General features: G+C 64.3%; 13 protein-coding genes and 4 tRNA genes. 8 read left to right on the plus strand and 9 right to left on the minus strand.

What is annotated here, in order from left to right:
• The 6 genes from DBR23_RS27540 to DBR23_RS27565 all read right to left on the minus strand — a co-directional run.
• Positions 1–120: GTP-binding protein (locus DBR23_RS27540; RefSeq protein WP_233250791.1), on the minus strand; the 120-nt coding region annotated here is incomplete at its 3' end.
• Between the two features lie 74 nt (positions 121–194).
• A tRNA-Thr gene (locus DBR23_RS27545) sits at positions 195–269 on the minus strand.
• Positions 270–329: 60 nt separating this feature from the next.
• A tRNA-Gly gene (locus DBR23_RS27550) sits at positions 330–403 on the minus strand.
• 74 nt (positions 404–477) lie between these two features.
• Positions 478–563, minus strand: a tRNA-Tyr gene (locus DBR23_RS27555).
• Between the two features lie 102 nt (positions 564–665).
• Positions 666–741, minus strand: a tRNA-Arg gene (locus DBR23_RS27560).
• A gap of 69 nt (positions 742–810) precedes the next feature.
• Positions 811–1,467 carry a TetR family transcriptional regulator gene (locus tag DBR23_RS27565; protein WP_108500178.1) on the minus strand — a complete coding sequence of 219 codons (657 nt, stop codon included), beginning with the start codon at positions 1,465–1,467 and terminating at the stop codon, positions 811–813.
• 186 nt (positions 1,468–1,653) lie between these two features.
• Between DBR23_RS27565 and DBR23_RS27570 the strand changes: the two genes are divergently transcribed.
• From DBR23_RS27570 to DBR23_RS27585, 4 genes are all read left to right on the plus strand, one after another.
• Complete coding sequence (locus DBR23_RS27570; RefSeq protein WP_108500179.1) at positions 1,654–2,949, plus strand: efflux RND transporter periplasmic adaptor subunit; 1,296 nt, start codon at positions 1,654–1,656, stop codon at positions 2,947–2,949.
• A 13-nt stretch (positions 2,950–2,962) separates the two neighbouring features.
• Positions 2,963–6,118: an efflux RND transporter permease subunit gene (locus DBR23_RS27575; RefSeq protein WP_108500180.1), complete on the plus strand. Its 3,156-nt coding sequence runs from the start codon at positions 2,963–2,965 to the stop codon at positions 6,116–6,118.
• Positions 6,111–7,544, plus strand: coding sequence for an efflux transporter outer membrane subunit (locus DBR23_RS27580; RefSeq protein WP_108500184.1), 1,434 nt, complete (start codon positions 6,111–6,113; stop codon positions 7,542–7,544). Before DBR23_RS27575 ends, DBR23_RS27580 begins: the two co-directional genes overlap by 8 nt.
• Before the next feature lie 155 nt (positions 7,545–7,699).
• On the plus strand, positions 7,700–8,560 hold the full coding sequence (locus DBR23_RS27585; RefSeq protein WP_099731472.1) for a cytochrome c5 family protein: 861 nt from the start codon (positions 7,700–7,702) through the stop codon (positions 8,558–8,560).
• A 160-nt stretch (positions 8,561–8,720) separates the two neighbouring features.
• On the opposite strand, the gene DBR23_RS27590 is transcribed toward DBR23_RS27585, so the two are convergent.
• The 3 genes from DBR23_RS27590 to DBR23_RS27600 form a co-directional block, all read right to left on the minus strand.
• The gene (locus DBR23_RS27590; protein WP_056059079.1) at positions 8,721–9,260 is read right to left on the minus strand and encodes a DUF2946 family protein; all 540 of its coding nucleotides are present in this window, start codon (positions 9,258–9,260) and stop codon (positions 8,721–8,723) included.
• The gene (locus tag DBR23_RS27595; RefSeq protein WP_108500181.1) at positions 9,253–10,266 is read right to left on the minus strand and encodes a YheT family hydrolase; all 1,014 of its coding nucleotides are present in this window, start codon (positions 10,264–10,266) and stop codon (positions 9,253–9,255) included. Before DBR23_RS27595 ends, DBR23_RS27590 begins: the two co-directional genes overlap by 8 nt.
• A gap of 67 nt (positions 10,267–10,333) precedes the next feature.
• Positions 10,334–10,786, minus strand: coding sequence for a nuclear transport factor 2 family protein (locus DBR23_RS27600; protein WP_056059073.1), 453 nt, complete (start codon positions 10,784–10,786; stop codon positions 10,334–10,336).
• A 214-nt stretch (positions 10,787–11,000) separates the two neighbouring features.
• Here DBR23_RS27600 and DBR23_RS27605 point away from each other — a divergent pair, with 214 nt between their 5' ends.
• The 4 genes from DBR23_RS27605 (at position 11,001) to DBR23_RS27620 (ending at position 13,948) form a co-directional block, all read left to right on the plus strand.
• Positions 11,001–11,612, plus strand: a complete 612-nt coding sequence (locus tag DBR23_RS27605; protein WP_108500185.1) for a LemA family protein — start codon at positions 11,001–11,003, stop codon at positions 11,610–11,612.
• Positions 11,613–11,644: 32 nt separating this feature from the next.
• On the plus strand, positions 11,645–12,565 hold the full coding sequence (locus tag DBR23_RS27610; RefSeq protein ID WP_108500182.1) for a YgcG family protein: 921 nt from the start codon (positions 11,645–11,647) through the stop codon (positions 12,563–12,565).
• Positions 12,565–13,107 carry a TPM domain-containing protein gene (locus tag DBR23_RS27615; protein WP_108500183.1) on the plus strand — a complete coding sequence of 181 codons (543 nt, stop codon included), beginning with the start codon at positions 12,565–12,567 and terminating at the stop codon, positions 13,105–13,107. Before DBR23_RS27610 ends, DBR23_RS27615 begins: the two co-directional genes overlap by 1 nt.
• A 553-nt stretch (positions 13,108–13,660) precedes the next feature.
• Positions 13,661–13,948, plus strand: coding sequence for a hypothetical protein (locus DBR23_RS27620; protein ID WP_056746105.1), 288 nt, complete (start codon positions 13,661–13,663; stop codon positions 13,946–13,948).
• Positions 13,949–14,046: the final 98 nt, after the last annotated feature.

Here is a 14,046-nt window from a genome sequence, read left to right on the forward strand (position 1 = left end):
GAACTTGGCGGACAGCACGGTAGCGATCGCTGCCGTCAGCGTCGTCTTGCCATGGTCCACGTGACCGATCGTGCCCACGTTCACGTGGGGCTTGGTCCGCTCGAATTTTCCTTTTGCCATTTTTCCGACTCCGAAAAAAATCTACATCAACACAACAGGATCTCGGCGCAACCAGAACCGGACGCACCAGAAAATGGTGCCCATGGCGGGAATCGGACCCGCGACCTCTCCCTTACCAAGGGAGTGCTCTACCACTGAGCCACATGGGCAATTGGCGCCGCTCGCACAGCACCAAAAATCTCTACTCAACAAACCAGCACAACAAACAATGGAGCGGGAGACGGGAATCGAACCCGCGTCATTAGCTTGGAAGGCTAGGGTTCTACCATTGAACTACTCCCGCGCAGACCACCGGCCTTTGCGAACCTAACTTTGCACTCACAAAGTCAAGCATCACTCTCAACACTGCTCACTCACTGGTGGAGGGGACTGGATTCGAACCAGTGTAGGCGTAAGCCAACAGATTTACAGTCTGCCCCCTTTAGCCACTCGGGCACCCCTCCGGAGAATTTCGAATTATAGCACCAAATTTTTACGCATTCAGAAATTAAACGCATTTGACGCTCTTCACAAACGCTGTAAGCGCTCGCTGCTGCATGTACCGTTGGTGCGGCTGGCGGGGATCGAACCCACGACCCTTGGCTTCGGAGGCCAATACTCTATCCACTGAGCTACAGCCGCATACCTCTGATTGACGCAGCCTTTGATTATTGCACGCGGCAAGCATCCAAACAAACAAAGCCCTGGCGCTCAGCCCCCACAGGATGCAGCAGGCACTTTCGCCCCGACCAGCGACAACCCCACACCACGCAAAAATGCGTCGGTGCTGGCGCCACCTACGCCAATGAGATCAAAGCCACCGTCATTCAGAATCCAGTTGCGGATCAGCCCATCAAAAAGGGCATGCAGGCTGATGGCCGCGTCCATCGCCGACATCGACAGCACCACCCCTTGCGACTCAGCAGCCAGCGCAAAGTCGCGCGCCAGCTGCTGCGTAAACCCTTCGGAGGCCGCCACATGGCGCTCGCGCAGCCCCATCAGCTCGTCCACGTATTCCACCTTGTACAACGCAATCTCGAAAACCCTTCGGGTGTGCTCGTCCGAGGCCACACTGCGCAGCACCAGCGCCATCACCGCCCGAAGGCGTTGCACAGGATCAGCGCAGGTGCTGTCTTCAAAACTGGCAAAACCCTGTTCCAGCGGCAGCGTGACACGGTCCATCATGGCGCTAAACAGATCCACCTTGTCCTTGAAGTGCCAGTAGATCGCACCACGCGTGGCTCCCGCCGCCTGGGCAATATCACTCAGCGACGCGCGGGACACCCCTTTTTCCCGAAACACCAACTCAGCCGCATCGATCAACCCGTTGCGGGTTGCGATTGCATCTTCTTTTGTCCGGCGCGCCATAGTCAAACATCCTGTTGAGTCCCCAAAACCCCTACGACTGACTAGGGGCATCTGCAGCAGTCGACAATTATACATTCATGTCTGTATGTATAATTTCTGATCAAACTGTCGGGGCATTGAGCCAAGCGCTCTAGACCTCCCTTTTTTTCCAGATCCCTTTTTTTGACGCCCACCCAAAGGACTCTCATGCCTCAACTGCGTGACGCATCCGGCACCCCTTACTTGCGTGCCACCATCACCCGACGAGTACTTTCGCTGGCTGCCATCAGCGCAGCAGTACTGCTTGTGTCCGCCTGTGGCAAGGCCGATGGACAGACCGCCGGGGCAGGCGGTCCCAAGCCGCCCCCGGTCGAAGTGGGAGTCGTTACCGCCACGCCCGGCGACGTGGGGCTGATCACCGAACTGCCTGGCCGCGTGGAGGCGTCTCGGGTGGCCCAAGTGCGCGCACGGGCCGCCGGCATCCTTCAGCAGCGCGTGTTCAAGGAAGGTAGCGACGTCAAGGCCGGGCAGGTGCTGTTCCGCATTGATCCCGCTCCCTACGCCGCAGCGGCAGAGAGCGCGCGCGCCAGCCTCGCCAAGGCCCAGGCCAATCTGGCACAGGCCAGCGCACAAACTGAGCGCTATCGCCCCCTGGTTGCAGCCAACGCCATCAGCAAGCAGGACTTTGTAAACGCAGAGGCGGCCGAGAAACAAGCCCAGGCCGACGTGGCGGCCGCCAAGGCTGCTGTGCGCACCGCCGACATCAACCTCAGCTATGCCAGCGTGACCTCCCCCATCTCCGGCCGCATTGGCCGCGCACTGGTCACCGAAGGCGCCTTGGTCGGCCAGGGCGAAGCGACCGCATTGGCTGTGGTGCAGCAGATTGACCCGGTGTACGTGAACTTCACCCAATCGGCCGGTGACGTCTTCCAACTGCGGCGCGCTATGGAAAGTGGGCAGTTCAAGCGCGCTGGCGGCAGCCAGGCAGCCAGCGTCAAGCTGGTGCTCAGCGACGGATCTGAATACGCACAAGCTGGCAAGCTGCTGTTCACGGACTTGTCGGTGGACTCCACCACCGGCCAGGTCACCCTGCGCGCAGAGGTGCCCAACCCCAAGGGCGAGCTGCTGCCCGGACTGTATCTGCGTGTGCGGATTGAACAGGCACAGGCCAGCAACGCCATCACCCTGCCCCAGCAGGCTGTCACGCGCACCCAGCAGGGCGACACGGTCAGCGTGGTTGGCGAGGACGGCAAGGTGTCGCAGCGCACCGTCAAGATCAGTGCCGCACAGAACAACCGCTGGGTGGTGCTGGACGGTCTGAAGGCGGGTGAAAAAGTGATGGTGGACGGCTTCCAGAAGCTGCAGATGCTGCCTCCCGGAACCCCGGTAAAGCCCGTTCCATGGCAAGCACCAGGCACGCCTGCGCCAGCAGCAGCGACTGCCTCAGCGCCAGCCTCCGCAGAGGTGCCGGCAGCGCCCGCTTCGGCCGCATCCAAGCCATAAGGGGCAATCCAGCATGGCCAAATTTTTCATTGACCGCCCCATCTTTGCGTGGGTGATTGCGCTGTTCATCATGGTGATGGGCGGCGTAGCCATCACGCAGCTACCCATTGCACAGTACCCGCCGGTGGCACCACCGTCCATCGTCATCAACGCGGCCTACCCCGGCGCATCGGCGCAAACCCTCGAAGACAGCGTGCTGTCGGTCATCGAACGCGAGATGAACGGCTCCCCCGGGCTGATCTACATGGAATCGGTCGCGCAGGCCGATGGTTCCGGCAGCATCACGCTGAGTTTCCAGCCCGGCACCAATGCCGACCTGGCGCAGGTGGACGTGCAAAACCGGCTTTCACGGGCCACGCCGCGCCTGCCTTCTGCGGTGACACAACAGGGGGTGCGCGTGGACAAGTCGCGCTCCAACTTCCTGCTGTTCACCATGCTGTCGTCCAGCAACCCGGCCACCGACACCGTGGCCTTGGGTGACTATGCGTCGCGCAACGTGGTGCCAGAACTGCAACGCCTTAAGGGTATTGGCCAGGCCCAGCTGTTTGGCACGGAGCGCGCCATGCGCATCTGGATCGACCCGGCCAAGATGGTGAGCTACAACCTGTCGGCAGCAGAGATCACCGCCGCCATCCGCGCCCAGAATGCCCAGGTGGCCAGCGGCACCATTGGGGACCTGCCCAATGTCGCGGGCCAAGGCATTGCCGCCACCGTGGTGGTCAATGGGCAACTGTCCAGCGTTGAACAGTTCGGCAACGTCGTGCTGCGAGCCAACACCGATGGGTCCACCGTGCGCATCAAGGATGTGGCGCGTGTGGAACTGGGCGGCCAGGCCTACGCCACCGCCGCACGCCTGAACGGAAAGCCCGCCGTGGGCATCGGCGTTCAGCTGTCGCCCAGCGGTAACGCACTGGAGGCCGCCAAGGACGTGCGCGCGAAGATGGATGAGCTGTCACGCTACTTCCCCGAAGGTATGAGCTGGAGCATTCCTTACGACAGCTCGCGCTTCGTAGACATCTCCATCAAGCAGGTCGCAGAAACACTGGTCGAGGCCGTGGTGTTGGTGTTCCTGGTGATGTTCCTGTTTCTGCAGAACTGGCGCTACACCATCATCCCGACGATCGTGGTGCCGATTGCGCTGCTGGGTACGTTTGCCACGCTGCTGGCGCTGGGGTTCTCGATCAACGTGCTGACCATGTTTGGCATGGTGCTGGTGATCGGCATCGTGGTGGACGACGCCATCGTGGTGGTGGAGAACGTTGAGCGCATCATGAGCGAAGAAGGCCTGTCGCCGCTGGAAGCCACGCGCAAGGCCATGCGCCAGATCTCGGGCGCCATCATTGGCGTGACGGTGGTGCTGATCTCGGTGTTCGTGCCACTGGCATTTTTTGCAGGCTCCACGGGCAACATCTACCGCCAGTTCTCGGCGGTGATGGTGGCATCCATTGGCTTCTCAGCCTTCATGGCCCTGTCGCTCACACCGGCACTGTGCGCCACCCTGCTCAAGCCGGTCGAGGCGGGGCATCACCACGAGAAGACTGGCTTCTTTGGCTGGTTCAATCGCGGCTTTTCGCGCACTGCCAAAGGCTATGAAGGCTTTGTGGCCCGCATGCTGCGGCGCGCCGCGCGTTACCTGGTGATCTACGCAGCCATCATCGGTGCCGTGACCGTGGTCTACATGCGCCTGCCGACCTCGTTCCTGCCCAGCGAAGACCAGGGCAACATCATCGTCAACGTGCAATTGCCACCTGGCGCCACGCAGGAGCGTACGCTGGCCGTGATGGAGCAGGTCGAAGGCTTCATCCTCAAGCAGCCCGAGGTGCAAAGCATGGTGGGTGTGCTGGGCTTCAGCTTCTCCGGCCAGGGCCAGAACGCGGCCCTTGCGTTTGTGACCCTCAAGGACTGGAGTGAACGCCATGGCCCCGGCCAGTCGGCACAAGACGTGGCCAACCGGGCCTTCGGTGCGCTGATGGGTATTCGCGATGCGTTCATCTTTCCGCTGAGCCCGCCTCCCATTCCCGAGCTGGGCAACGCCAGCGGCTTCACGTTCCGCCTGCAGGACCGTGGCGGCGCGGGCCACGAGGCCCTGGTGAAAGCCCGCAATCAGTTGCTGGGCATGGCCTCGCAGAGCAAGGTGCTCACGCAATTGCGCCCCGATGGTCTGGAAGACGCGCCCCAGCTGCAGATCGACATAGACCGCGACAAAGCCAACGCGCTGGGTGTGCCGTTTGATGCCATCAACTCCGCGCTGTCCACCGCGCTGGGCTCCAGCTATGTGAACGACTTCCCGAACCAGGGCCGCCTGCAGCGGGTGGTGGTGCAGGCCGATGCGCCGGCGCGCATGCAGCCCAACGATCTGCTGCAGATCAATGCCACCAACAGCCAGGGCAAACCGGTGCCGCTGTCGGCGTTCGCAACCACGCGCTGGGTGACCGGCGCGCAGCAAACCGTGCGCTACAACGGCTACCCAGCCATGCGCATTTCCGGCTCGCCAGCGCCGGGCTACAGCACGGGAGCTGCCATGGCCGAGATGGAGAAGCTCGCGGGCCAACTGCCCCAAGGCTTCGGTTTTGAATGGACCGGTCAGTCGCGCGAAGAAAAGCTGGCAGGCTCGCAGTCGCTCATCCTGTACAGCTTTGCCATCCTGGCGGTGTTCCTGTGCCTGGCTGCACTGTACGAGAGCTGGTCGATCCCGCTGGCCGTGATCCTGGTGGTGCCCCTGGGCGTGCTGGGCGTGCTGCTGGCCACCTTGCTGCGCGGCTATGCCAATGACGTGTACTTCCAAGTGGGCCTGATCACCATCATTGGCCTGTCAGCGAAAAACGCCATCCTGATCATCGAGTTCGCCAAGGACCTGCAGGCCCAGGGCAAGGGCGTGATCGAGTCGGCGCTGGCCGCCGCGCATTTGCGGTTCCGCCCCATCGTGATGACCTCGATGGCGTTCGGCCTGGGCGTGCTGCCGCTGGTCGTCGCGTCGGGTGCGGGCTCTGCCAGCCAGCGGGCCATCGGCACCGGCGTGCTGGGCGGCATGGTCACTGGCACCGCACTGGCCGTGTTCTTTGTGCCCGTGTTCTTTGTGGTGGTGCGCAGCCTGTTCAAAGGCAGCGCGCGCCAGCAGGAAATGAACCGCCGCCATGCAGAAGAAGCAGGAGTTGGAACCCATGAATAAAAACCGAAGTACCCCCATGGCGTTGGCAGCAGCCACGGCGGCTGCGCTGCTGGCTGGCTGCTCGTTCATCCCCACTTACGAGCGCCCGCAACCCCCCGTCCCCGCCACCTACGCCGGCGGGGTGGCAACGACCGACAGCGCAGCTGCGCAGTCGGGAGCCACCGTGCCCTGGCAGAACTACTTTGCCGAGCCGCGCCTGCAACAGCTCATCGACATTGCGCTGGCCAACAACCGCGACCTGCGTGTGGCCATGCTCAACATCGAGCAAGCTCGGGCCACCTACCAAGTGCGCCGGGCCGACCTGTACCCGGGCGTGGGACTGGCCGCCAATGCCAGCCGGGCCCCTGCCACGGGCACGGGCAACCTGACCAACTCATTCAGCGTGGGTCTGGCCGTATCCGCATGGGAAATCGACTTCTTTGGCCGCATTGCCAGCCTCAAGGAGCAGGCACTCGCCCAGTACCTTGCCACGGAAGAAGGCCGCAACGCCGCACAGGTGAGCCTGGTGGCGGCAGTGGCCAATGGCTGGCTGACGCTGCTGGCCGACGAGGAGCTGCTGGACCTGTCGCGCCAGACCCTTGCATCGCGCGAGGAGTCGGTGCGCCTGACCCGGATGCGCCTGGACGCGGGTGTGGCCTCCGAGCTCGACTTCCGCCAGGCCGAGTCGCTCACCCAGGCGGCCCGCGCCACGCTGGCGCAACAGCAGCGCCAGCGCGCGCTCGACGAAAACGCGCTGGTCCTGCTCCTGGGCCAGGCACTGCCGCAAGACGTGCGCGCCAGTCTGGCCGGTGGCAAGCTGGCCGACGCGCCTGTGATGGCACCGTTGCCTGCCGGCGTGCCGTCGGAGCTGCTCACCCGCCGGCCGGACATCCGCCAGGCGGAGCAGCAACTCATCGGCGCCAACGCCAACATCGGCGCTGCGCGGGCGGCGTTTTTCCCGCGCATCTCCCTGACGGCGCAGGCAGGCACAGCCAGCGGCGAACTGTCCGGCCTGTTCAAGAACGGCTCCTGGGGCTTCACCATCGCGCCATCCCTGCTGCTGCCCATTTTTGACGCAGGCCGCAACCAGGCCAACCTGGACAGCGCCCGGGTCGGCCGGGAGATTGCCGTGGCGCAGTACGAAAAGGCCATCCAGACCGCGTTCCGCGAGGTCTCGGATGCACTGGCGGGGCAAGCCACGCTGGGCGAACAGGCCCAGGCCCAGCAACAGCAGGCCCAGGCAGAGGCCGCGCGCCTGCAGCTGGCCGACCTGCGCTACCGCAACGGCGTGGCCAGCTATCTGGACCTGCTGGACGCACAACGCTCGCTGTTCACGGCCCAGCAGGCAGTGGTGCAGGTGCGGCTGGCGCAACTGCAAAACCAGGTGTCGCTGTACAAGGCACTGGGGGGTGGAGCGCCCGACACCAGCGCCCAACTCCCCTCCTGACGCCCTGCGCGGGAGCGAGCGCAGCCCCTGGGGCGCTGCGCTCGCTCTGGGGCAAACCCGTGGTTGTCTACATCCTGCGGGGATGGGAATAACCATCCCCGCAGATATAATTTAAGGTTGATTACACCGAAGCCCCCGATACACCTGAGGACGACATGAGCGACAACCACCACGAAGAAGCCCATACCGGCCCGATCAAGAACCCCAAGCAGTTGCTGGTCGCGGTACTTTTCTCGTTTGTGATTCCGATCTTTGCCATCATTGGCTTGGTCCTGTATGTGACGTCGGCGGACAAGCCCGCTGCCGGTGCCGTCAACCCCGAAAAGGCCATCGCCGAACGCATCCAGAAGATCGGCATGGTCGAAGTGCGCGACGCCAACCGCCCCCTCAAGAGCGGCGAAGAAGTGTTCAAGGCCCAGTGCTCCGCCTGCCATGCCTCCGGCGCTGCGGGTGCCCCCAAGTTTGGTGATGCCGCTGCCTGGGCTGCGCGCATTGGCACCGGGTTTGAAGCCCTGGTGCAGTCGGCCCTGAAGGGCAAGGGGGCCATGGCCCCCCAAGGTGGCGGCGACTTCAACGACACCGAAATTGCGCGCGCTGTGGCCTATATGGCCAATGCGGGTGGGGCCAAGTTTGCCGAACCTGCTGCTCCCGCAGCCGCTGCCCCAGCCGCTCAGGCAGACGCAGCACCAGCCGCCGCTCCTGCACCAGCACCCGCCGCAGCCCCTGCAGCTGCTGCGCCCGCTGTAGCGGTAGCTGCCGCACCTGCAGCCGCCGCAGCAGGCGCTGGCGAGGCTCTGTACAAGCAGGCTTGCCAGGTGTGCCACGCTGCCGGTGTGGCCGGTGCTCCCAAGTTTGGTGACAAGGCCGCCTGGGCAGCTCGCCTGCCCGCAGGCATCGACGCGCTGTACACCAGTGTCGCCAAGGGCAAGGGCGCCATGCCTCCGCGTGGCGGCTCCCAAGCCTCTGACGCCGATCTGCGCGCCGCGGTGGAGTTCATGGCAGCCGCCGCCAAGTAAGGCGGCGCCTCACTCTGCACGGGCTGGGTAGAACCCCACCCAGAAAGCCGGTCCTTGCGACCGGCTTTTTTTCGGCTTGCCGCTTATCCAGTGCCGTTGTGAGCAGCTCTGAGTGCCCGCAACTCCGGGCTGAAGGAGGTAGGGTGGAGCTTCAGGTTGGTCACGACGCCCCGGCTTGCGACCGGGCGCGCGGACTGCAGACATACCCGTAGCGTGCCGGAAGGTCCTGCGCCTGTACGTCCTGCGGCGTCCAGCGTCCGTCGGTTACAGCCTCTGCAGCCAGTGCCACATCCAGCGTGTGCACCAGCCCCAGGCCCAGGTCTGTCTCCAGGTACACACGGCCCTGCTCATCCAGCAGGCAGTGGCGGACCGACGCCTCCCGGCCCGTATGGCTGATGGCGCGGAGGTCTTGCGGCTGCAGACGCCAGACCCAGGGCGTGGCCTCCAGCTCGACATACACGCGCTGGGGGCCGTTTTGAAAGAACCACTGCCCCTGGTCGTCGTGCTCGTAGTTGCGGGCTATGAACGCGATGAGCTTGTCGTGCTGCAGCAACGACCCTTTGCTGTGCGGAAACGTACCCGCTGCCTGCACCGCGTCGTCGCGCAGATACCAGTGGCCACGCGCATCCAGGCCCAGCCAGCCATAGCAGTCGGGCACGTTGGGCCATTTGGCCAGTGCCTGTTTGACGATGTCATCCATGGGCGGATTGTGCGCCGTGCAGCGCCAGCGCCCCACTGTGCTCGGCCAGCCACCCTCCCACGGCGTCGGGCATGGCGCGCACATGCCCCGGTGGCAAGCCGCGCGGGAACCCCACATGCCCGCCATGCGGCGGCTGCCAGAGCGTCACATGGCGTCCCACCTCGCGCACGCCCGGCAGACTGCCAGCGGGCACAAAGGGGTCATTGCGCGCGTTCACCACCAGCGCCGGAATACGGATGCGATGCAGCAGCGGCTTGGCCGACGCGCGCAGCCAGTAGTCCTCGGTGTTGCGAAACCCGTGGACGGGCGCTGTGAACACGTTGTCGAACGCGTACAGGTCCCGCGCGGCCAGCAGCGCCTGCAGGTCAAACAGCCCCGGGTGCTGGGCCAGCTTCTGCAGCGCCTTGGGCACCAGGGTGCGCATGAACATGCGCGTGTACACCAGCCGGTTGAAGCCGCGCCCAATGGCATGCCCGCCCGCTGCCAGGTCGATGGGCGAGCACACGGCCGCCACCGCATCCGCGCTGCGCGCAGCGTCAGTGCCCACTTCGGCGGCCCAGCGCAGCAGGGCGTTGCCGCCCAGTGACACTCCTACCGCCATCAGCGGCCCCTGGTGGTGCACACGCAGCTGCTGCAGCATCCAGCCGATCTCCGCATGGTCGCCCGAGTGGTAGGCGCGCGGGGCACGGTTGATCTCCCCGCTGCAGCCGCGAAAGTGCGGCAGCGCGCAGGCCCAGCCGCGCTCGCGGGCCAGGTCGGCAAAGGCTTCGCAGTAATGGCTGCGTGATGAGCCCTCCAGCCCGTGGAACACCACCAGCAGCGGCCTGGGAGCGTCATCCACCACACCGTCCTGGAGAAAGTCCACATCGACAAAATCGCCATCGGGGGTGTCCCAGCGCTCACGGCGGTACTCGGGACGCGGGCCGAACACCCGGCGTGCGTACAGCGCGGGCCAGATCGTTTGCAACTGGCCACCGGGGAGCCAGCGAGGCGCTATGTATTTCATAGCTGTCAAGGCATATTTTGTCGGCGCACACAGCCAATTGGGCCCAAAATTCTCACGCAGGGGCCTCTCAATGCAGAACGGGGCGCTGCGCCAGCACATCCACCTGGGCGTCGGGCGCCACGCCCGGGCTGGCGTGGTGGGCCACCATGCGCCAGCCTTCGGGGGTCTTGTGGTACACGTTGGTTGCCATGACCACGGCCTGGTGCAGGCCGTCAGGCAGCATCACCTCGACCTGCTCGACCACGCTGTGCACGGCACTCGACAGCGCCACCACGCGGTGCACCTGCGCCGGCCGGGCACGCACCGTGCCATGGGAGAACATGGCCTCGAACGCGGCACGGATGGCGGCGGGCCCCAGCAGGCGCGGCCCGCCCGGGTGCACACAGACAATCTCGTCATCGTCCGCCCAGCACGACATCAGCAGCTCGATGTCACCGCGCTGCAGCGCCTCATAAAACGCTGTTTCGGTTTCATCCGAAGAGCCACCCAGGGTGGCTGCTTTTGATCGGGCGCGGGGCATGTTAATTCTGGTGGTAAGTGGGTCGGAACGGCGTGACAGGTGCAACGTTAGCCTGCTATTGTGCGGCGGCGGTGCAATGCCTTGCTGCCCACCGATTTTGTACGCGCTCGGGCGGGGGCCCACCATCGCTGGTCTCCGACCATTTTGCGGACTGGCGCCCTCCGGTTTCTGGCACAGTCATCCCATTTCTCCATCGGCGGACTCCACCATCATGATGATCCAACGTCTTCTTGCCCTCCTCACCTTGCTCGCCGCCACGCTCACGCTGAGCGGCTGCGGCTACAACGACTTCCAGCGCCTTGACGAGCAATCGAAGGCCGCCTGGAGCGAAGTGCTCAACCAGTACCAGCGCCGTGCCGACCTGGTGCCCAACATCGTCGCCACCGTGAAGGGCGAGGCCAACTTTGAACAGGAGACGCTGACCAAGGTGGTCGAGGCCCGCGCCAAGGCCACGGCCATCCAGGTCTCGCCCGAGACGCTGAACAACCCCGAGGCTTTCAGCAAGTTCCAGCAGGCCCAGGGAGAGTTGTCCAGCGCCCTGTCGCGCCTGATGGTCGTGTCCGAGCGCTACCCCACCTTGCAGGCCAACCAGGGCTTTCGCGACCTGCGGGTGACGCTGGAAGGCACCGAAAACCGCATCACCGTGGCCCGCAACCGCTACATCCAGACCGTGCAGGAGTACAACGTGCTGGCCCGCAGCTTCCCCACCAACCTCACGGCCATGGCCTTCAGCTACGCCCCCAAGCCCAGCTTTACCGTCGCCAACGAGGCCCAAATTTCCGTGCCACCCACGGTGGATTTTTCCGCCTCCAAAGCCAAGCCCTGAACACCCCTTGCAGGGCCTGATGTGAGCCAAATATGCTGCTAGCGCCTATCCGATATGCCCTGATAGCTATATTATTTATAGCTGCATGGCCTATCTTTGGCTGGGCCCAATCGCAGCCGCTGGCTGTGCCCCCGCTGACCGGCCACGTCATTGATCAGACCGGCACGCTCAGCGCCGCAGACACCCAGGCGCTGGAGGGCCAGCTGGTCGCCCTCGAAAAAGCCCGCGGCTCGCAGGTCGTCGTGCTGATGGTGCCCACCACCGCACCAGAGGACATCGCCGCCTATGCCAACCGCGTCGGCAACCAGTGGAAGATCGGGCGCCGCGACGTGGGTGATGGTGTGCTGGTGCTGGTGGCCAAGAACGACCGCAAGATGCGCATCGAGGTTGCCAAGTCTCTGGAAGGTGCCATCCCCGACATCGCAGCAGCACGCATCATCGACGGCGCGATGAAGCCCCGCTTTCAGCAAGGCGACTTCGCCGGCGGCCTGAGCGCTGCGGTCACGCAGATCGGCGCGCGCATTGCGGGCGAAGCCCTGCCCGCCCCGGCTGAGAGGTCCGCCCCTGCCGCTGGGGGCAGCAGTCATGGCCTGTTCGACTGGACGGACTTTGCCATCTTCCTGTTCTTCGGCGTCATGGTGGCCGGCCCGTTGGCTCGCAGCCTCCTGGGGGCTGCGCTGGGCGGACTGGCGGTAGGAGGCGGCGTAGGCGCCCTGGCGTTCGTGTTCACCTCCAGCCTGCTGCTGTCGGTGGGCGCGGGCGTGATTGCGCTGCTCTACACCTGGCTTTTTGGAGGCAGCAGCGGCCCCATCAGCCTGGGGCATGGCGGCGGAGGCTCCGGGGGCTGGAGCAGCGGCAGTTCGGGCGGATTCAGCAGCAGCAGTGACAGCGGCGGCTTCAGTTCGGGCGGTGGGGGCGATTTTGGTGGCGGTGGTGCATCGGGAGACTGGTGATGGGTGTTGAGAACAGCGGGCAACCAACGCACACGCTATGGCGTTCCATCTGGAGGCTCGTCCACCATCGCTGGCACGACGCCTTCGGCCGATCCGCCATCCCGTTGCAAGCACTGCAGCGCCTCGGCGCGCAGGTCGCTGCCAGCGAGCGGCAGCACACCGGGCAGATTCGCATCGTGGCGGAAGCGGGGCTCCCCTGGAGCTACCTGCGCCGTCACGCCAATGCACGCGAACGCGCGCTGATGCTGTTCAGCAAACACCGCGTGTGGGACACCGAACACAACAACGGCGTGCTGATCTACCTGCTGATGCCGGAACATGCTTTCGAGATCGTTGCCGACCGGGGCCTGGCACGACATGTCCCACCCACCGCATGGCAGGAGATGGCGACGAAGATGTCGGCCCAGTTTCAGCAAGGCCGCTACGAAGAAGGCCTGGCGCAGGCCTTGGGCGCGGTAGGAGCCCTGCTGGTGGAGCACTTTCCGCGCGCCACCGATTCGCCCTCCGTCAACGAGCTACCCGACGCGCCGGCCGTGCGCTGAATACCGTCTGGCGGCCATCCCGAGCATCTACAGCGCGACGCGAACCAGAGCGCCCAGAGTGCAGCCATTGTGTGTATGGGCGGGCTGCAGCTCAGCCAGACGACACGTGCAGTTCAGCCGCAAACTGCTTTCCATGGGCATTGAATTGAACACCCCACATCCAGCCCCAGCAGGCCACATTGCGGAGCTAACCCGCTGACTCTGCGCAGGTGCGCCCGTCACACGCCTTCGGCTCTACAGCCCTGCAGCCCTGCACTCTGCAACCGTCCTGAATATGTACCCGGGTTATCCATCAGCAGGTACCTATATCCGGCCGAACCAGTGCCCCAAGCCCACGGACTGGCCCTCATCCCATCTTCATTGTTTCCAATACTGGAACAGTTAGTTCGCGACCCGGTGGTTTTTCTCTGCACCCCACCGGCGTACAGTTCATCCCATCGATGAGCCGAACCCGCAAGGCGACTCACCGAACCCGGTCCCAAGCAGCTTTCTTTGTTTTTGGCGCTTTGTTCCGGTTTTTTGAGCCGCTTCTTTAACTTCAAGGATTTCCATCATGAACAACACCGCACGTTTCCTGTCTATCGCCGCTGTCGCCGCTTTCGCTTCTTTTGGTGCCCAGGCTGACGAAGCCGATGCTTCGCAGTTCGCCACCAAGTTTGAAACTAACCGCACCCGCGCTGAAGTGGCTGCTGAAGCCGCCACTGTGGCCCAGACCCGCTCCATCGAACCCGCTGGTTCGCGTGTGGTGACCTACAAGTCCACGGCCGACCGCGCTGCCGTGCGTGCCCAGGCTGCTGAAGCTGTGCGCACTGGCCAGATTTCTTCGGGTGAGCGCGGCTGATTCACCAGGGGCGGCTGAATCTGCCGCCCTGGTTGCGCCGTATCTCTCAGTACCCAAGTCCTCTTTTTAGAATTTTCCGGAGTTTCACCATGAACAAG

The sequence above is a fragment of the Acidovorax sp. HMWF018 genome (assembly GCF_003061035.1).
Classification (GTDB): Bacteria; Pseudomonadota; Gammaproteobacteria; order Burkholderiales; family Burkholderiaceae_C; genus Acidovorax; species Acidovorax delafieldii.